The organism is Desulfolutivibrio sulfodismutans DSM 3696 (assembly GCF_013376455.1).
Lineage (GTDB): Bacteria > Desulfobacterota > Desulfovibrionia > Desulfovibrionales > Desulfovibrionaceae > Desulfolutivibrio > Desulfolutivibrio sulfodismutans.
This window is the reverse complement of sequence record NZ_CP045504.1, coordinates 1,448,961-1,465,684: the sequence shown is the minus strand read 5'-3', so window position 1 is coordinate 1,465,684 and position 16,724 is coordinate 1,448,961. Positions and strand designations below refer to the sequence as shown.

Annotated in this window: 17 protein-coding genes; 15 read left to right on the top strand and 2 right to left on the bottom strand. The window is 62.4% G+C overall.

What is annotated here, in order from left to right; translation table 11 throughout:
- The first annotated feature begins 27 nt into the window (after positions 1–27).
- Positions 28–927 (top strand): selenium metabolism-associated LysR family transcriptional regulator, encoded by a 900-nt coding sequence (locus tag GD606_RS07000; RefSeq protein ID WP_163303274.1) that lies wholly within the window; start codon positions 28–30, stop codon positions 925–927.
- A gap of 111 nt (positions 928–1,038) precedes the next feature.
- Here the strand turns inward: GD606_RS07000 and GD606_RS06995 are convergent, their stop codons facing one another.
- Complete coding sequence (locus GD606_RS06995; RefSeq protein ID WP_163303275.1) at positions 1,039–1,914, bottom strand: flagellin N-terminal helical domain-containing protein; 876 nt, start codon at positions 1,912–1,914, stop codon at positions 1,039–1,041.
- A gap of 643 nt (positions 1,915–2,557) precedes the next feature.
- Here GD606_RS06995 and GD606_RS06990 point away from each other — a divergent pair.
- The 7 genes from GD606_RS06990 (at position 2,558) to GD606_RS06960 (ending at position 8,781) form a co-directional block, all read left to right on the top strand.
- Entirely contained in the window at positions 2,558–3,379 is an 822-nt protein-coding gene (locus GD606_RS06990) for an ABC transporter substrate-binding protein (protein WP_163303276.1), read from the top strand.
- Positions 3,380–3,678: 299 nt separating this feature from the next.
- Entirely contained in the window at positions 3,679–4,374 is a 696-nt protein-coding gene (locus GD606_RS06985; RefSeq protein WP_163302270.1) for an ABC transporter permease, read from the top strand.
- On the top strand, positions 4,371–5,090 hold the full coding sequence (locus tag GD606_RS06980; RefSeq protein WP_163302271.1) for an energy-coupling factor ABC transporter ATP-binding protein: 720 nt from the start codon (positions 4,371–4,373) through the stop codon (positions 5,088–5,090). Before GD606_RS06985 ends, GD606_RS06980 begins: the two co-directional genes overlap by 4 nt.
- On the top strand, positions 5,087–5,791 hold the full coding sequence (locus tag GD606_RS06975) for a molybdopterin-guanine dinucleotide biosynthesis protein MobB (RefSeq protein ID WP_163302272.1): 705 nt from the start codon (positions 5,087–5,089) through the stop codon (positions 5,789–5,791). Before GD606_RS06980 ends, GD606_RS06975 begins: the two co-directional genes overlap by 4 nt.
- 110 nt (positions 5,792–5,901) lie before the next feature.
- The gene (locus GD606_RS06970) at positions 5,902–7,461 is read left to right on the top strand and encodes a sensor histidine kinase (protein WP_246299003.1); all 1,560 of its coding nucleotides are present in this window, start codon (positions 5,902–5,904) and stop codon (positions 7,459–7,461) included.
- The gene (locus GD606_RS06965) at positions 7,458–8,384 is read left to right on the top strand and encodes a hypothetical protein (RefSeq protein ID WP_163302273.1); all 927 of its coding nucleotides are present in this window, start codon (positions 7,458–7,460) and stop codon (positions 8,382–8,384) included. Before GD606_RS06970 ends, GD606_RS06965 begins: the two co-directional genes overlap by 4 nt.
- Positions 8,371–8,781, top strand: a complete 411-nt coding sequence (locus tag GD606_RS06960) for a PqqD family protein (protein ID WP_163302274.1) — start codon at positions 8,371–8,373, stop codon at positions 8,779–8,781. Before GD606_RS06965 ends, GD606_RS06960 begins: the two co-directional genes overlap by 14 nt.
- Here GD606_RS06960 and GD606_RS06955 read toward each other — a convergent pair.
- Positions 8,778–9,608, bottom strand: coding sequence for a purine-nucleoside phosphorylase (locus tag GD606_RS06955; RefSeq protein WP_163302275.1), 831 nt, complete (start codon positions 9,606–9,608; stop codon positions 8,778–8,780). The genes GD606_RS06960 and GD606_RS06955 overlap by 4 nt on opposite strands.
- Before the next feature lie 217 nt (positions 9,609–9,825).
- Between GD606_RS06955 and GD606_RS06950 the strand changes: the two genes are divergently transcribed.
- The 7 genes from GD606_RS06950 (at position 9,826) to GD606_RS06920 (ending at position 16,722) form a co-directional block, all read left to right on the top strand.
- Positions 9,826–10,587: a motility protein A gene (locus GD606_RS06950; RefSeq protein ID WP_163302276.1), complete on the top strand. Its 762-nt coding sequence runs from the start codon at positions 9,826–9,828 to the stop codon at positions 10,585–10,587.
- Positions 10,571–11,311 carry an OmpA/MotB family protein gene (locus GD606_RS06945; RefSeq protein WP_163302277.1) on the top strand — a complete coding sequence of 247 codons (741 nt, stop codon included), beginning with the start codon at positions 10,571–10,573 and terminating at the stop codon, positions 11,309–11,311. The genes GD606_RS06950 and GD606_RS06945 overlap by 17 nt, the downstream gene beginning before the upstream one ends.
- Before the next feature lie 86 nt (positions 11,312–11,397).
- Positions 11,398–11,850 carry a PilZ domain-containing protein gene (locus GD606_RS06940; RefSeq protein WP_163302278.1) on the top strand — a complete coding sequence of 151 codons (453 nt, stop codon included), beginning with the start codon at positions 11,398–11,400 and terminating at the stop codon, positions 11,848–11,850.
- Positions 11,851–11,865: 15 nt separating this feature from the next.
- Positions 11,866–13,284 carry an ATP-binding protein gene (locus GD606_RS06935; protein ID WP_163302279.1) on the top strand — a complete coding sequence of 473 codons (1,419 nt, stop codon included), beginning with the start codon at positions 11,866–11,868 and terminating at the stop codon, positions 13,282–13,284.
- Positions 13,285–13,361: 77 nt separating this feature from the next.
- Positions 13,362–15,620 (top strand): carboxyl transferase domain-containing protein, encoded by a 2,259-nt coding sequence (locus GD606_RS06930; protein ID WP_163302280.1) that lies wholly within the window; start codon positions 13,362–13,364, stop codon positions 15,618–15,620.
- A gap of 93 nt (positions 15,621–15,713) precedes the next feature.
- Entirely contained in the window at positions 15,714–16,364 is a 651-nt protein-coding gene (locus GD606_RS06925) for a biotin attachment protein (RefSeq protein WP_163302281.1), read from the top strand.
- Between the two features lie 16 nt (positions 16,365–16,380).
- Positions 16,381–16,722 (top strand): hypothetical protein, encoded by a 342-nt coding sequence (locus GD606_RS06920; protein WP_163302282.1) that lies wholly within the window; start codon positions 16,381–16,383, stop codon positions 16,720–16,722.
- Positions 16,723–16,724: the final 2 nt, after the last annotated feature.

The following is a 16,724-nucleotide window of genomic DNA, read 5'->3' as shown; positions in this document are numbered from 1 at the left end:
CTTGTCCCGATATATGGTATAGATTTTATGGATATCAGACGTCTTCAGGCCTTTTGCAAGGTCTATGAGCTTAAAAGCTTCTCCCGGGCCGGGGAGGAGCTTTTGTTGTCCCAGCCGACGGTCAGCGCCCATGTCATGGCTTTGGAGAGCGAACTGGGCACCAGGCTCTTCGACCGGCTTGGCAGGACCGTGCTGCCCACTCCGGCGGCCCGCATTTTGTATCAGCATTCCCTGGACGCCTTTGATCGTCTGGAGAACGCCCGCACCGAGATCCTGGCCCTGACCCAGCGTGTTTCCGGGGAGCTCTCCATCGGGGGCAGCACCATTCCCGCCCATTATATCCTCCCCGAAAGGATAGCGGCATTTCGGGCCAAATATCCCGAGGTGACCATCGATCTGGTCATTGGAGACACCCAGGAGATCATTGAGCGGGTCATCGAGGGAAACTTAAGTCTCGGATTGGTTGGGGCGCCTTCGGATCATCCTGATTTGGCCTGTGAGCAACTCATGGATGATGAACTGATCGGCATTGCCCCACCAGATCCGACGAACCCGCTTGTGGAGACGGAAGGCGGCGTTTTCGATCCTGATTCTCTGCGCAAATTGCCGTGGGTTTTACGTGAGCAGGGTTCGGGAACGCGGCTGGCCTTCGAGAACGCCTTGCGCGGGCAGGGCATGGACATCCGGGAACTGCGGGTCAGCATCCTTGTGCATTCCACCCTGGCTGTCCTGCAATGCGTCAAGGCGGGGTTGGGTGTTTCCGTGACCTCAAGGCTTGCGGTTGCAGGGGCTTTGGAGCGTGGCGAGATACGTCAGATCCCTTTGCCCGGGCTGTGCATCAAGCGCGGCTACTACCGGGTGCACCACGCCAAGCGGCATGTTTTTCCGGCCATGCGTCGTTTTTTGGAAGTTTTGTCAGTGCGTTAAAGCCGTCCCTTCCGGTTTGCGACGCCTCCGCAACGTTCATTCGTATCATGAAAAGGCCGCCGCGCTTTCGCGCGGCGGCCTTCATTTGTCGGGGAGGCTGGGCGTATGCGGCTAGCCCATGAGCTGCAGGGCCATACGCGGCAGGGAGTTGGCCTGGGAGAGCATGGCCACCGCCGCCTGGGTCAGGATCTGCTGGCGCACGAACTCGGTCATTTCCGTGGCCACGTCCACATCGGAGATCTGGGACTCGGCCGCTTGCAGGTTCTCGGCCTGGATCTCCAGGTTGGTGATGGTGTTCTCCAGCCGGTTCTGCAGGGCGCCCAGGTTGGCGCGGATCTTGTCCTTGGAGATAATGGCGTTCTTGAGGGTCACCAGGGACTCCTGGGCCAGGGCCTGGGTGGAGATGCTGTTGCTGGCGGCCAGGCCGACGCCCAGGGCCGAGGCCGTGGCGGTGCCGATCTGGATGTAATAGTAGTCCTCGGCGCTGTCGTTGGCGGTGCCGAAGTGGACCTTGAGCTTGCCGGCGGCCTGCATGGCGGACCCGTCGTGGGTTTCGCTGGAGAGGTTTCCGTTGAGCAGATAGATGCCGTTGAAGTCCGTGGCGTTGGCGATTCGGGTAATTTCCGAGGCCATGGCTTGGTATTCCGAATCGATGATCAGACGCTGGTCCGAGGTGTAGGTACCCGTGGCCGCCTGTTCCGCCAATTCCTTCATGCGGATCAGCTTTTCATCGATGACGCCCAGGGCGCCGTCAGCGGTCTGGATCAAGGAGATGGCGTCGTTGGCGTTGCGCACACCCTGGTTGAGGGCGGCGATGTCGGCGCGCATGAGTTCCCGAACCGCAAGGCCGGCTGCATCATCGGCGGCGGTCGTAATACGCAGCCCCGAGGAGAGGCGGCTGGTGGATGTTGCCAGGTTTCCGTAAGCGGTGCTCAGGTTCCGAGTGGCATTCATCGCCATCAAGTTGTGATTGATAACCAGAGACATGGGTTTTCCTCCTTGAAAAGTTTATCGCATCCAGCGTTGGTTATGAGAACGGGGGGTTCCATTCCCAGGAATTTTCGAGAATCTCGGGCAGCCTCCGTTCGGTTCCTTCCTGGAACCGGTGGATTGCCCCGTGAACTCCCTCCTTTTTGCTTCGGTTGGCCGCCGGTTCAGAATCAACCGGGACTCGGCCTTGTCCCGATCCTTTTCCTGCGTTGTGTTGCAGCTCTTATCGTCGGGTTCTCGGAACCCATTAGGTGGAAAATGGAAATAATGATGTTTTTTTTGAGAAAGAGAGGGATTGTCAGGATTCAAGAGGATGTGGGATGATTTATACAGAAAATATCGATGTGCGTTTCGTTGTGCATTGTGTTACAAGAGTGAAATAATTTGCACAAAACTAGATATGCATACATTTTTGAGTTTCACCTTGCCCGCTGCTCTCATCGGAGGTTTCACCGATTCCTTTAGCCCGAAAGTGAAAATAATATTTTCCCCGGTCCCTCGACGGGATCACAACGAATCCGGACAGGCGACAGGACAGGCCCTGCCTGATCCCCAGGGTTCCAAAGGGACGGAGGTTGCGAAAAACGTTCTTTTGTGTCACGAAAAATTATGTAATCGAAACCCTAAGGAGGAGAATGCCATGAAACACATCGCCACCCTCATCGCCGCAGCCATGATCCTGTGCGCCGGAATCGGCGCCGCCCAGGCCGAGGAAAAGGTGCTCATGATGGCCACCACCACCAGCACCGACAACACCGGGCTCTTGCCTGTCCTGGAACAGGCATTCAAAAAGGACACCGGCATCGAATTGCGCTGGCTCGCCGTGGGGACCGGCAAGGCCCTGGAACTGGGGAAAAACTGCGATGTGGATGTGCTGTTGGTCCATGCCCCCAAGGCCGAAAAGGAATTCGTCGAGGCTGGACACGGCCTGGGCCGCACCGAAGTCATGTTCAACGACTTCGTCCTGCTCGGACCCAAAAACGACCCGGCCAAGGTCAAGGGCAAAACCACCTCCGAAGCCTTAAGGGCCATCGCCGCCGCCAAATCCCCCTTCATCAGCCGGGGCGACGATTCCGGCACCCACAAGATGGAGCTCGCCCTGTGGAAGGCCGCCGACATGGCTGCGCCGGACAAGGAAACCTGGTACGTTCAGGCCGGACAAGGCATGATGGCCACCATCGTTATGGCCGCCGAACGCAGCGGTTATACCCTCACCGACCGGGCCACCTTTTTCACCTACGAGGCCAAGGGCGATCCGGCCCTGGCCGTTCTCGTCGAAGGCGACAAGCCCCTGCTCAACCAGTACAGCGTCATTGTCATCAATCCCGAGAAATGCAAAAATGCCAAGGTCAATCTGGCCAAGGCCTTCAACGACTGGCTGGCCTCGCCCAAAGGACAACAGGTCGTCGCCGATTTCAAATCCGACGGCAAACAGCTGTTTACCCCCAACGCCAAAAAGTAGACGGCTGCAGCGGGGCTGCCGCCCCGTTCCCCGCCTGGGGGGACGCCTGTCCCCCCGGACCCCCCGTCCCCGGTCGCGGCCGTGGCGGCTTTGCCGCCCCGGCCACTACCGGAACGGCGGGGATGGGAAGGGGAAAGTGGAGAGGGGAGGGGGGAAGGGCGGGGCAAGCGAAGGCAGAGGAGACGACCGGAAGGGCAGGGCAGGCGGAGACGCGGGACGACTGGGAAAGAAGGGCAGGCGGGGCGGCCGGTATGGCGGGGCAGGAAGGGTGAGCAGACGGGCGGACGGAAGGAGGGCGGGTGGAGTATATTCTTGACGGGTTGCGGCAGGCCCTTGTCTTGCTTGTCTCCGGCGATCCCCAGACCTTTTCCGCCATACAGGTCACGGCGATCACCTCGCTTCTGGCCATCGCCGCGTCCCTGGGGCTTGGCGTCGTGCCCGGGTTCCTGCTCGGATATGCCACGTTCCCGGGCAAGCGCGCCGCCCGGACCTTCGTGGACAGCATGCTGTCCTTCCCCACCGTGGTCATCGGCCTTTTGGTCTACGCCTTCATCTCCAGGCGCGGGCCCCTGGGCGAAATGGGCCTTTTATATTCCGTGACGGGCATGGTCATCGGCCTGACCATTCTGGGGCTGCCCATCATCGTCGCGCTCACCGCCTCGGCCGTGGAAAATCTGGACGCCCGGCTAAGGCCCACCCTCCTGACCCTGGGCGCGTCCCCCTGGCAGGTGGTGGCGACCACCCTGTGGGAAACCCGTTTCGGCATCATGCTCGCGGCCATGGCCGCCTTCGGCCGCGTGGTCTCCGAGGTGGGCATCGCCATGATCGTGGGCGGCAACATCAAGTGGCACACCCGCACCATCACCACGGCCATCGCCCTGGAGACCTCCAAGGGGGAATTCGCCATGGGCATCGCCCTGGGGCTGGTGCTCATGGTCGTGGCCTTTGCCGTCAACATCGCCGTGTCCGCCTTCCGGAGAATCTCGGAAAAATGAACGCGCCGCTCTATCATCTGCAAGACGTGACCCAGACCCATGGCGGCCGCGTCGTCCTGGATGTTCCCACCCTGGATATCCCCGCCGGGGCCATCGTGGGGATCACCGGTCCCAACGGCAGCGGCAAGACCACGCTGTTGCGCATCCTGGCCTTTCTCGACCGCCCGGCTGGAGGCGAGGTGTTTTTCCAGGGGCGACCGAGTCTTGGCCGGGAAAGGGAGCTGCGGCGGCGGGTGACGCTTCTGGTCCAAAGTCCCTATCTGCTGCGTCGCAGCGTGCGCGGCAACGTGGCCTACGGCCTCAAGGTGCGCGGGGCCGGGAACATCCGGGAAAAAACCGACCAGGCCCTGGCCGCCGTGGGCCTCGATCCGGCCCGTTTCGCCGACCGAGCCCGGCATGAGCTTTCAGGCGGCGAGGCCCAGCGCGTGGCCCTGGCCTCCAGGCTGGCCTTCGAGCCCACGGTCCTTTTGCTCGACGAACCCACGGCCAGCCTGGACACCGTCTCCGCCGACCTCGTGCGCAAGGCCGCCCTGGACGCCCGGGATCGCCTGGGAACCAGCCTGGTGGTGGTCAGCCACGACATCGACTGGCTCACCGAGATCAGCGACGCCGTGCTGGCCATGGAAAACGGCCGTATCACCGACACCATTGTTGAAATGCCCTCCCCACATCCCCAATGTCCTGCAAAAAAGGCGTCACACGGAGCCATGCCATGAAAGCCATACAGATCGTCGGATATAAAAAATCCGGGAAAACCTCACTGGCTCTGGAACTTTGTGCGGCGCTCAAAGCCCGGGGGCTTGCCGTGTCCGCCGCCAAGTTCACCCACAATCCCTCTCTGGACAAGGCCGATACGGATACCGACCGGCTGGCCGCCCACTGTCGGGCCGTGGCCGCCTTCACCCCGGCCGAGTGCGCGGTTTTCTGGAGCGGCCCGAGGTTTTTGCACGATGTCCTGCCCCTGCTCGAGGCCGATGTCCTGGTGGTCGAGGGCGGCAAGGAGCTGGCCTTTTTGCCCCGCGTGCTGGTGCTGCGCGATCCCTCCGAGGCCGCCGCCTTGCAGCCCGGACTGGCCCTGGCCGCGTTCGGCGAGGTGGACGCGCCAGGGCTGCCGCATCTGCGCGACGTGGAGGCAGTGGCCGATCTGGCCCTGTCCAGGGGGTTTTTGCTGCCGGGCCTCGATTGCGGGGCCTGCGGAGAGTCCTGCTGTGCAGACATGGCCGCCCGGATCGTGGACGGGAAGGCGACCCCGGCTGACTGTCAGGCCGTGCGCGAGGCCATGCGCGTCACCGTAGGCGGCGTTCCACTGGCCATGAATCCCTTTGTGGAACGCATCCTCGCGGCCGGAATCAAGGCCATGCTGGCCCAACTCAAAGGCTTTGCCCCCGGACGGGTGGAGATCGGCCTGGACGCCTGACGTTTCGGGAGAGCGCCATTTTGTCATCCGGCGTCCCGCAAGGCGTCTTGTGTTTGCCGCTTTTCACGGGTAAGGATCGGGTATCGGCAACCTGAACACGAGCACTTGCGATGCCTATGTCAGAGGACGACAAACGGCCCCTGTCGGCCCCGGAGTCACCTTCCGGTCTGCCCACGGACGCCTTCATCATCGAACGCGCCCGGCTCGAGAACGTGGCCAAGCGCATCCATCGCAAGATGGACGACTACGATTCCTACGGCTTTACCTCGCACCAAAGCATCTCCTTGAACGTCTTTTTCGATCTGGCCCAGGAGTTCCCCGAATTGGAGGATCTCTACGCCATCTGCCTGCTCATTCCGCGCATGTTTTTCGATGTCGAGTGCGACCTGTATCTTCTGGACAGCAAGGACGGCATCCTCAAGCGCTGTGCCTACCGTTGCCTGACCTCGCCCCTGGCCGAGTCGCCCGAGCCCATATTTCCCGAAAAACCCCTGGTCTCCGAAAATCATTTCTTTTTGCCCATCAAAGGCAACCACGAATTGATCAGCCAGCTTCCCTTCACGCCCCACGGCGACATCATCGGCGTGTTGTGCGTGCATCCGGCCGACAAGCTCACCGAGCACGACCGGCTCTATTTCGAACGCTACGCCAACCGGTTCGGCTACCAACTGCACAATCGCCTCATCAACAACAAAAACAAGGAGCATGTGCAGTTCATCCGTAGCTTGGTGAAAGATATCGGGCATAACGTCATTGTTCCGAATATTTATTTCAAGCTCTATTATAAGCGGCTTCATTCGAAGATAGATCTTTTGGACATCTACGAGCGCAAATTGGAGCGTTTTTTACGCAAGGCCGGAGACCGCCTTGGCGACCTGGCGGAAGACGGGGAGACGCTTCTCAAGGATATCGGATATATTCGGGATGGAATGGCCGACCAGTACAAGCAGATTTTCAGCCACTACATGCATACCAGCCTTTTCCTGGAGACCCTTTTGCGCCGGAGTCATTTTGAAGAAGGGCGCTATGTCCTGGATAAGCGGATGTGCAACTTCAAAACCAAGGTCATCGATCCCCAACTGGAGCGGTATCGGCCGCGCCTTCTCGAACGCGGCATCGAGATCGACACCTCTTTGGGCGGAGTGCCTGACGCCGAGATCGAGGCTGTGGCCGATGTGGGCCTTATAAGCCAAGTCTATGCCAATCTTTTCTCAAACGTGGTGAAATATGCCCGCGAGGTGCCTGATCCCGGCGCCGGGCGGACCCGCAAGTTCATGTCGTATGGCTGGGAGGTCATGCGGGATTTCTTCGGCCCCGGCCGCGACGGCATCAAGCTCAACGTGTTCAGTTCCGGGCCGCCCATGGACAAGGAGGTGGCCGTGCGCCTGTTCGAGGAGGGTTACCGGGCCGACAATGCCAAGGGAGAATACGGCACCGGGCACGGGCTGTATTTTATCCGGGAGGTGGTCAGGCTGCACGGCGGTATCGAAGGTTATGAGCCCACCCCCCACGGCAACAATTTTTATTTCATTCTGCCCAAGGAACCCGAACCGCCCCGGCCCGCGTCCACGGCCATACAGTCCCCCCCGGGCGGGCCCGGGGAGCATCCGGGGCTGCCGGGCGGGGACGACGACGGTCTGGAAGCGTCCCTGCATACCCCCACTCCATGACCCGAGCCGAAATCCGATCCGACCATGCAGATCGGGCCGGGGCGGCGTTTCGTCCCCTGGCCTGGAACGGCCTGCGCCTGCGCGTCCCGCAGGGCTGGGAGCCTGCCCGCCTGGGTCGGGACTATCTGGGCCTGGAATCGCCGGACGGCCCGGTGATGGAGGTCCGCTTCACCCGGAATGCGGGAAAGGCGGCCCCTGTGGAGGTGGTGCGGCGCATGCTGAAAAAAAGCGCCGTGGCCGTGGAGGTCTCGGACAAATCCATTCCCGGCGACTGGCTGGCGGCCTTGTCCGGCCGCGAAAATGCGGGATTTTCCTGCGCCGGGACGCCGGTCTCGCGCGGGGTGGCCAGCCTGTGCCGGACCTGTGGGGCCCTGATGGTGGTGCGGTTTTTTCCGGCCGGGGAAGGGGATGGCGGGGCCGTGGCCCGGGAGGTTCTGGCCTCGATCAGGGATCATGGCCGGGAGGGGGCGTCCTTTGAACTGTACGGCATCCGGCTGACGCCGCCGGAAGGGATGGGGCTGACCCGGTTTTCGTTTCTGCCCGGCCGGTTCGATCTGGAGTTTTCCGGCCCGGGCCGTACCCTGGGCTATGCCCGGTTCGCCCCGGCGGACGTGCTTTTGGCCGGGGGGGACGTGGCGGACTTTGCCGGGAGGCAACTGAGCGTTCCCGGTGTGCAGCTTGCGTTTGCGCCGACGCGGTGGCGGTTGCGCGAGGCGGCCCTGGCGGCCACCGCCCCCTCCAAAGGCCCGTTTGGCGCGGCCGTGGACGGGATCCTGCGGTTTTTTCGCAGGCGGCGGCAGGCCCGGGTACTGGTTTGGCGCGAGGAGGCCGCCAACAAGCTGGCGGCCGTGGTGTGGTGCGGGGTGGTCCCGGCGGATGCCGGGGAATTTGAGAAGGTGTGCGCAGAATATGGGGTTTTTTAGAAAAAAAAGAGCGGCCGGGGAGGGCGGGTTGTCCCGGGAGGAGGCCTTGTCCTTCGTCCCGGTGAAAAATGCCGCCGTGCGCCAGGAAACCACGGAGACCGGGAAGGTCCGGCTGACCTATCCGGTGACCGTGCGCCCCGCGTTCTCCGGAATGCTCAGGCAATTCGGGGTGTGGGACGGCAAGCCCTCGGACAAGACCATTGAACTCGACGAACTGGGGGCCGCGACCTGGGACTTGGCGGATGGGGTGCGCAGCGTGCGCCAGGTGTCCGAGATCTTTGCCGGGCGGTACGGATTGGGCGCACGCGAGGCCGAGATCAGTGTGGCCTCGTTTTTCCGGGAGCTTGGCCGCCGGGGGCTGGTGGGGTTTCAGGCGCCGGAAACATTGCGAGGTTAGAACGCCGGATCGCCCAGGATGGCCGTGACCAGGGCGCTGAGGCGTCCTTCGGCCTTTCCCGCCGCCGCCAACACGTCGGCAAGGCTCGTTTCGACCATACTGTCCGGCAGGTTCACGTTGGTTATGCAGGACAGCCCCAGGATCTCCATGCCCATATGCCGGGCGGCCACGACCTCGAGCACCGTGGACATGCCCACGGCGTCGGCCCCGAGCAGGCGCAGCATGCGGGTCTCGGCCGGGGTTTCCATTTGCGGGCCGGTCACTCCGGCGTAGACCCCCTGTTCCAGGCGGACGCTCGAGGACAGGGCGCATTGCCGGGCAATATCCAGCAGGCGCGGGGAATAGACCCGGGACATGTCCGGGAAGCGCGGCCCCCAGGGGGCGTGGTTTTCCCCGGTGAGAGGGCTTTTTCCGGTCAGATTGACATGGTCGGTGATGGCCATGAGCGAGCCGGTCTCGAACCGGGGATTGAGCCCCCCGGCGGCGTTGCTCACAATGAGCCGGGATATGCCCATCTCGCCAAGCAGGCGCACGCCCATGCACACCATGGCCGGGGAATAGCCCTCGTAGAGGTGGAAGCGGCCGCTCAGCAAAAACACGTCCCTCCCGGCCAGACGGCCACGCACCAAGCGGCCCCGATGCCCCTCCACCGTGGCCCGGGGGAACTCCGGAATATCGCCATAGTCAACGGAGACGGGGTGCTGCAGGCGATCCGTCAGCCCTCCCAGGCCGGTGCCCAAGATCATCCCGACGGCGTTTTTTTCCGGCGCGTGCAGAAGGCTGGCCACATGGCGCGACGCGCGCTTTACATCTGATGGATTTTGCATGTATTTCTCGCTGGGTAGGGTTTACCCCAGGCTATCATGAATAGGGCGTCTGGAAAAGGGGAGGCTTTTGCAGGCGTCGGCATGGGCCTTGTCCATGCGTTCAGGATGTCCGGGGGGGTGTTCGCAGGGTTCGTATGGCCGTACGGTTCTTTACCCTGGGGATGTGTCGGCCGTTTCAAGCAGGGAGCAGCACGGGGCAACGAGCGGGATTTACGGTATGGATATAGCCACCTTGCTTGGTCTGTCCACGGGGCTCACGCTGGTTCTCGGCGCGATCTTCATGGGCGGCTCGTTATTACAGTTTTTCGACGTGCCGAGTCTGATGATCGTCGTCGGAGGAACATTGGCCTCCATCTGCGTTACCTATCCTTTTGAAGAGGTCTTTCAGGCCTTTTCAGCGGGCATGAAGATTTTCGCCTCGCGCAAGGTCAAAGACGGCGAGGTGGTGAACATGATGGTGCGCATCGCCGAGATCAGCCGCCGCGAGGGTCTTTTGGCCCTGGAGAACATCCAGACCGAAAACGCCATCCTCAAAAAGGCCTGTCAGCTCATTGCCGACAATGCCGACGCCGGACTCATCCGGGAGACGTTGCGCATTGAAATCGGTTCCATGAAGCGCCGCCACGCCGTGGGGGAGAGCGTGTTCAAGTCCCTGGCCGGATTTTCCCCGTCTTACGGCATGATCGGCACGCTGATCGGGCTCATCCAGATGCTGGCCAGGCTCGACGACCCCAAATCCATCGGCCCGGCCATGGCCGTGGCCATCATCACCACGTTTTACGGGGCGTTGCTGTCCACCCTGTTCTTTTTGCCCGTAGCCGGGAAACTGCGCTCCAGAACCCTGAACGAGACCCTGCAACTGGAGATCATCTTCGAAGGGGCCAAGTGCATCCTGGAAAACAACAACCCCAGGCTCGTGTACGAGAAGCTATCGTCTTTCATTGCCCCCAGGGAGCGTCGCTATGAGCGCCGGGGATGAAATAGAAGGCTTTGAGGACGAGACGGAGTCCGAGGTTCCCAACGAGTGGCTGACCACCCTGGCCGACCTGTCCATGTTGCTCATGGCCTTTTTCATCCTGCTTTTTTCCATGTCCTCCCTGGACACCAAGAAATTTACCGATTCCTTCCAGTCGGTGAAAAAGGCCATGGGCGCCAAAGGCAAGGAGCTCATGACCTCGCCGATATCGGTCCAGGATGTCTCGGTCATGGTGGAGCAGGCCAAACTCAAACAGCAGATCATAAACGAACAGCGCAAGGTGTATAACGATTTTCGTTCCTACGTCTCCAGCAAGGGTGTGGAGGGCGTGGTGGCGGCCACCCTGGAGGCCGGAAAGATCACCCTGAACATGCCCTCGGGCGTGCTCTTCGACAAGGATTCAGCTGAGCTTGCCGCCAAGGGCAAGGCCCTTTTGGACACCATGTTCGATTTTTTGATCAAGATGCCCGGGGAGCGGGTCAACATCCGGGGATTTACCGACGACCAGCCTCCGCCTCCCGGGTCGCGGTTCCACGACAACTGGGAGCTCTCGGCCATGCGCGCCGTGAACGTGCTGCGCTACCTGGTGGGCCGGGGGATGCCCCCGAATCGATTGACAGCCACGGGATTAGCTGATTTAGAACCTCTTTATCCGAACAGCACCGAGGAAAACAGAGCCGGGAACCGGCGGGTGGAATTCGTGCTGGAACGATGGATCGGAGAATAGCGGCCGCCCGGGGCGCAATACGCCACGAGTCGTGATTTTCCCAGGCGCGACGCGCGAAAGGCGCGTATGGACGCGAGGCGGACGGCATGGAATTCGACTTTACCATTGAGGGCGAAGAACGTCCCCGCCGGGCCTTCAGGGCCAGGGTGGTGGGACTCGACGCCCGGGTGCATGCCCATGACCGGGCCTACCCGGTCAAGGATGTCAGCGCCACCGGACTGGCCCTGCTTGACGAAACCTCAAGTTTCCGACAGGGAGAGTCCCTCGTTCTGGATTTGGAGATCCACCACCGGCCCTTCTTGCGGGATATGCCCGTGAAGGTGGTCCGGGTGCTCGGAGAGGGTGTTGTGGGCCTGGATTTTTCCGGGCTCGACCGCCGGATGGAGCAACGGCTGGACAAACTGGTCCTCGAGGTTCAAAAGCGGCTTATCGACCTGCGCAAGGCCCGGGAACTGGCCGCAAAGCAGGCGGCGGAGACCCGGGACAAGCAGCCCGGGGATCAAGAGACGGCCCTCCCCTCAAAAGACGGCAACCCATAGCGGGATAAAGACAGCGTGATCGATACCAAGCATAAGGTTCTGGTGGCCAACCGGGGCGAGATCGCCATGCGCATCGTCCAGGCTTGCCGCAGGCTGGGCCTTGATTTTGTCTGCATATATACGAAAGAAGACGCGGCCTCGGGGCATGCCGCCCTGGCCCGGCAGCTCGGCGGGGACTCCCGCCTCTTCCGGGTCAGTTCCTACCACGACGCCAACGAGGTTCTGGCCGTCGCCGACCATGCCAAGGCCACGGCCATCCATCCGGGCTACGGTTTTTTTGCCGAGGATTTCCGGTTCGCCCGCCGGGTGACGGAACGCACCCATCCGCTGGTCTTTGTCGGCCCGTCCTGGCGCATCATCCGGTCCCTGGGCGACAAAATCAACACCAAACGCCTGGCCCGCAGCCTGTCCATCCCCACCGTGCCCGGCTCGGACCGGCCGGTCTATGACGAACTGGAGGCCGAGGAGATCGCCGAGACGCTGTTCGCCTTCCAGGCCGAACAGGGCGTGGAGAATTCCGTGGTCCTGGTCAAGGCCTCGGCCGGGGGCGGCGGCATGGGCATCGAGGAAATCCACGACATCGACCAGTTCAAGACGGTCTATCGCCGGGTGCGCAACTACGCCAAGCGCCAGTTCCACGACGAGGGCGTCTTGATCGAGCAGCGCATCTTCGACTTCAACCACCTGGAAGTCCAGATCGTGGCCGACCGCACGGGCAAGGGCATCATGCATTTCGGCACCCGCAACTGCTCGGTGCAGTCCACGGGTCGCCAGAAACGCATTGAGGTGGCCCCGGGATTTCGGCCCGAGGAGATCCATTACGCCTTCAACGCCAAAAAGGTGATGGACGACATCGTGTCCTTCTCCCTGGCCATGGCCCGGGAGGTCGGCTACGACAACGTGGGCACCTGGGAGTGGATCGTCTCCCCCACGGGGCAGCCCTTCCTCATGGAGGTCAACACCCGCATCCAGGTGGAAAACGGGGTTTCTGCGGCCATCGCCCGGATTCGCGGCCGGGACGGGGTGGATATCATCGCCGAGCAGATTCGGCTGGCCTTGGGCGACAGCCTTGGCTATGATCAAAAGGACATCACGTTTGAGGGTGTGGGCATCGAATACCGGATCATCGCCGAGGATCCGGCCAACCGTTTCACGCCCTGGGTGGGGCGCATCGACCGGTTCACGCCCAAGGCGCAGCCATGGCTGAAATTTCACTCGCATATCCCGGGGGATGCGTCCTATATGATCCCCACGGAATATGATCCCAATCTGGCCCTGGCCATCGTCTGGGGCCGCGATCTGGCCGACGCCAAGGCCCGTGGGGTGTCCTTTTTGGACGACATAATTCTTACGGGCGAGGACCAGGCGGGAGCGCCCCTGCGGTCCAACGTCTCTTTTTTACGGGACAAAACCGCCGCACTTCTTCATTTTTAAAAAAGACACCATCGACGGCGGCGGCAGGCCGGGAACACCCCCGGCTGCAACAGCGCGCAGGTACGAAGACGGGACATATGGATACGGAGAAACGCATCGCCGAGTTGTCCGAGCGGCTGGGATACATACGGGATATTTTCGGTTCCAGGGAAAACGCCAACATCACCCTCTTGGAATCGAAGCTTCGGGAATTTGGGGAACGCGAAAGATTGGCCTCCCCCCAGGAGGCGGCCAGGCTTTTGCAGCAGCTTGAAGATCTGTTCGTCTTCCTGGAGAAAAAGCTCGACGCCGAGCTTTCCGCCATGGACGTGGTGCGCATCGTGCGCCACCCCCAGCGCGTCAGCCTCAAGGACATCCTGGAAAACGTCTACGACAACTACACCGAGATCGGCGGCCAGGACGAATACAGCATCGACCCCAGCATGCTCATCGCCCGGGCCTACATCACCCGCCGCCGGGGGGACAAGGTCCACCACCAGCCGGTCATGGTCATCGGCCAGGAAAAGGGGCACGGGCAGGAGTTTCGCAACGGCGGCTCGGTCAAGCCCTGGGGCAACGCCAAGGCCTTGCAGTACATGAAGGTCGCCGAGACCGAGAAAATCCCCATCCACACCTTCGTGTCCACGCCCGGGGCCTTCCCCGTGGAGGACTATCCCGGCGCGGCCCAGCAGATCGCCCGCAATCTCTATGAGATGGCCGGGCTCAAGGTGCCGGTGGTCAGCGTCATTTCCGAAGGCGGTTCCGGCGGGGCCGAGGCCATCGGCCTGTCCGACGCCCGGCTCATGTTTTCCCACGGCTACTATTCGGTCATCTCCCCCGAGGGCGCGGCGGCCATCGAGGCCGGCACCCGCCAGGGACAGCGCGTGCCGCCGGAACTCATCGGGGCCTGCGCGTCGCGGCTGAAGATGACCGCCAAAGACAACCTGTCCATGGGGTATGTGGATCGGATCATCCAGGAGCCCCACCTGGGGGCCCGGCCCTACCACTACGATTTCTTCAAGAACCTGCGCCAGGAGATCATCCGGGCCACGGACCAGGTCTTTTTGAGCATCGCCGGGATGAAGCTGTTCCGGGCCATGGTCCTGGGCCGCCACAAGGACGTGTCCCCGGCCGACGCCGAGAGCATGTACGTGCGCTGGTCCGTGGACGAGGCCGCCGCCGAGCGGCTTTTGTGGCGTCGGTACCGCAAATACCGGTGCATGGCCGAGAACGCCTTCGTGGACAGCCGGACCCCGGCCTCGCGCCTGTACGCCAAGGTGCAAGGCGCGGTGTGGTCAGGCTATTCCTTCTTGCGTTACGATTTTTTAGGCAAGCAGGAGAAACGCCTGTCCAAGGCCCTGGGCGAGGTCGAGGGGGAACTCCGGGTGGTGGTGGACAAGATGTCCGGCCCCATTCGGAAAATGACCCGCCGGTCGGGGGCGCCCGTGTGCGATGCGGAGAAAAGCCGCATGCTCACGGAACTCTCCCAGCCGGAGCTCGGGGCCTGCCTGGAGGACTGGGGGTGGAGCTACATCAGCCCCCGGGCCCGCGAGGATCGGGCCGTGACCTGCCCCAACATGAAGCAAAGCGGCTGCCCGGACCTGTGGGCCCCGGATCTTTTCGGCGACTTCGCCGGGGTGTGCAGCCATTGCGGACACCATTTTCCCATGGAATACCAATGGTATCTCCATAATGTCTTCGACGTCGACTCCCTGCACGAATTCAATGCCGAGATCGAGGCCGGAAATCCCCTGGACTACCCGGGGTTTCCGGAGAAGCTTGAGGCGGCCAAGAAAAAGACCGGCAAGAAAAGCTCCTGCCTGACCTACGAGGCCCGGATCGACGGCAAAAAAATGGTGGTGGCGGTGCTCATCGCCCCGTTTCGCGGCGGCACCGTGGGCGCGGCCGAGGGCGAGAAATTCATTCGGGCCCTGGCCCGGGCCCGCAAAAGGCACTATCCCTTCCTGGCCTACGTCCACGGCACGGCCGGCATCCGCATTCAGGAGAGCCTAAACGGGCTCATCCAGATGCCCCGGGTGACCATGGCCGTGCGGCGCTACATTGAGGCCGGGGGGCTGTACATCGTGCTCTACGACACCAATTCCTACGCCGGGCCGGTGGCCAGCTTCCTGGGCTGTTCGCCCTACCAGTTCGCCGTGCGCTCCTCCAACATCGGGTTTGCAGGCCCCGGCGTCATCAAGGAAACCACCGGCATCGACATCCCCCCCAACTATCACAACGCCTACCAGGCCCTGACCCGGGGACACGTCCAGGGCATCTGGGATCGCCGCGAGGTCCGAAAGAACCTCAAGAACGCGCTTATGACCATCGGCGGGCGCAATCTTTATTACCGGTAACAGGCCTTCGGCCGCCGCCTGCGCGGCGGGCGGAGGCGCGAGCCGTGGGTGTCCGGGCATGTGCCGGACTAGCGCCCGGGAAGGAGGGCGAAGATGATCGACGTCAAGTCCGTCCTGGAAGAGATAAAGGCCGCTCCCTACGAGGAGATCGAGATCAAGGCCCCGCACACCGGGATCGTGACCTTCGAGGTCAAGGCGCCCGGGGGCAAGGTGACGGCCCCCTCGGGAACCTACCTGGAAAAACCGGGCACGCTTTTGGCCAGCATCACCCGGGAGCGCAACGTCAAACCCCTGCACGCCCTGGTCAGCGGCGAGGTGGCGACCATCCACCTGGAGCTCAGCGGCGCTTTCGTGGAGGCCGGGACGCCGCTTATGGTCCTGCGCCATTACCTGACCAAGGACGAGGTGGTGGCCGCGATCTTAAAGCGTGTGTTGCACCTGTTTTGCGCGCCGGAGCGGGCCAAGTACTATTTCATCCCCAGCGTGGACATCAAGGTCAAGTCCGGCGGATGCCGGGCGGTCACGGTCAAGCCGGGCATGGAGCTTTTCATCGTCTCGCGTATGAAGCGCGAGAAGCCCCTGGCCTACGACGGCCCCGAGGGCATCATCTACGCCATTTATTTCCAGCACGACGACAACGTGGAGGCCGGTCAACCGCTTATCGGGGTGTGTCCCGGAAGCCAGACGGGGCTCATCCAGGACGTGGTCAACCGGGTGCACAGCGATTGGGAAGAACGCAATTGACCGTGAAGGAGGTCGCGTGGGCGCATTTTTGCAAATTCGCGTATCGGCCGTAACCGCCGACCCCGCAAAGGTCAAAAAGGCCTGGCCGCAACTCGTGCGGCTGGCCTATCCCCTGGAGGCGACGCCTTCCCCGGAGGGCCCGGGCGTCCTGGAACTGGTGGCGACGCTTGAAGACCGGGTACGCCTGGACGATATCGCGGTCTCGGGCGGCTTCGATCCCAGGCCGGGCATCCGCGCCGTGGCCGAGTCGGCCCGGAAACTGGACGAGGCCCTGGCCTCCAGGAATCCGCAGGCAGCCGATTCCCTCAGCTATGCCATAGAGGACGCTTTATCGGAACTGGAGCGGGGACTGGGTTGACC

What these genes read in the sequence shown, in the direction of transcription:
- GD606_RS07000 (WP_163303274.1), top strand. Translation starts at nt 28, where the DNA reads ATGGATATCAGACGTCTTCAGGCCTTTTGCAAGGTCTATGAGCTTAAA.
- GD606_RS06995 (WP_163303275.1), bottom strand. Translation starts at nt 1,914, where the DNA reads ATGTCTCTGGTTATCAATCACAACTTGATGGCGATGAATGCCACTCGG.
- GD606_RS06990 (WP_163303276.1), top strand. Translation starts at nt 2,558, where the DNA reads ATGAAACACATCGCCACCCTCATCGCCGCAGCCATGATCCTGTGCGCC.
- GD606_RS06980 (WP_163302271.1), top strand. Translation starts at nt 4,371, where the DNA reads ATGAACGCGCCGCTCTATCATCTGCAAGACGTGACCCAGACCCATGGC.
- GD606_RS06975 (WP_163302272.1), top strand. Translation starts at nt 5,087, where the DNA reads ATGAAAGCCATACAGATCGTCGGATATAAAAAATCCGGGAAAACCTCA.
- GD606_RS06970 (WP_246299003.1), top strand. Translation starts at nt 5,902, where the DNA reads ATGCCTATGTCAGAGGACGACAAACGGCCCCTGTCGGCCCCGGAGTCA.
- GD606_RS06965 (WP_163302273.1), top strand. Translation starts at nt 7,458, where the DNA reads ATGACCCGAGCCGAAATCCGATCCGACCATGCAGATCGGGCCGGGGCG.
- GD606_RS06960 (WP_163302274.1), top strand. Translation starts at nt 8,371, where the DNA reads ATGGGGTTTTTTAGAAAAAAAAGAGCGGCCGGGGAGGGCGGGTTGTCC.
- GD606_RS06955 (WP_163302275.1), bottom strand. Translation starts at nt 9,608, where the DNA reads ATGCAAAATCCATCAGATGTAAAGCGCGCGTCGCGCCATGTGGCCAGC.
- GD606_RS06950 (WP_163302276.1), top strand. Translation starts at nt 9,826, where the DNA reads ATGGATATAGCCACCTTGCTTGGTCTGTCCACGGGGCTCACGCTGGTT.
- GD606_RS06945 (WP_163302277.1), top strand. Translation starts at nt 10,571, where the DNA reads ATGAGCGCCGGGGATGAAATAGAAGGCTTTGAGGACGAGACGGAGTCC.
- GD606_RS06940 (WP_163302278.1), top strand. Translation starts at nt 11,398, where the DNA reads ATGGAATTCGACTTTACCATTGAGGGCGAAGAACGTCCCCGCCGGGCC.
- GD606_RS06930 (WP_163302280.1), top strand. Translation starts at nt 13,362, where the DNA reads ATGGATACGGAGAAACGCATCGCCGAGTTGTCCGAGCGGCTGGGATAC.
- GD606_RS06925 (WP_163302281.1), top strand. Translation starts at nt 15,714, where the DNA reads ATGATCGACGTCAAGTCCGTCCTGGAAGAGATAAAGGCCGCTCCCTAC.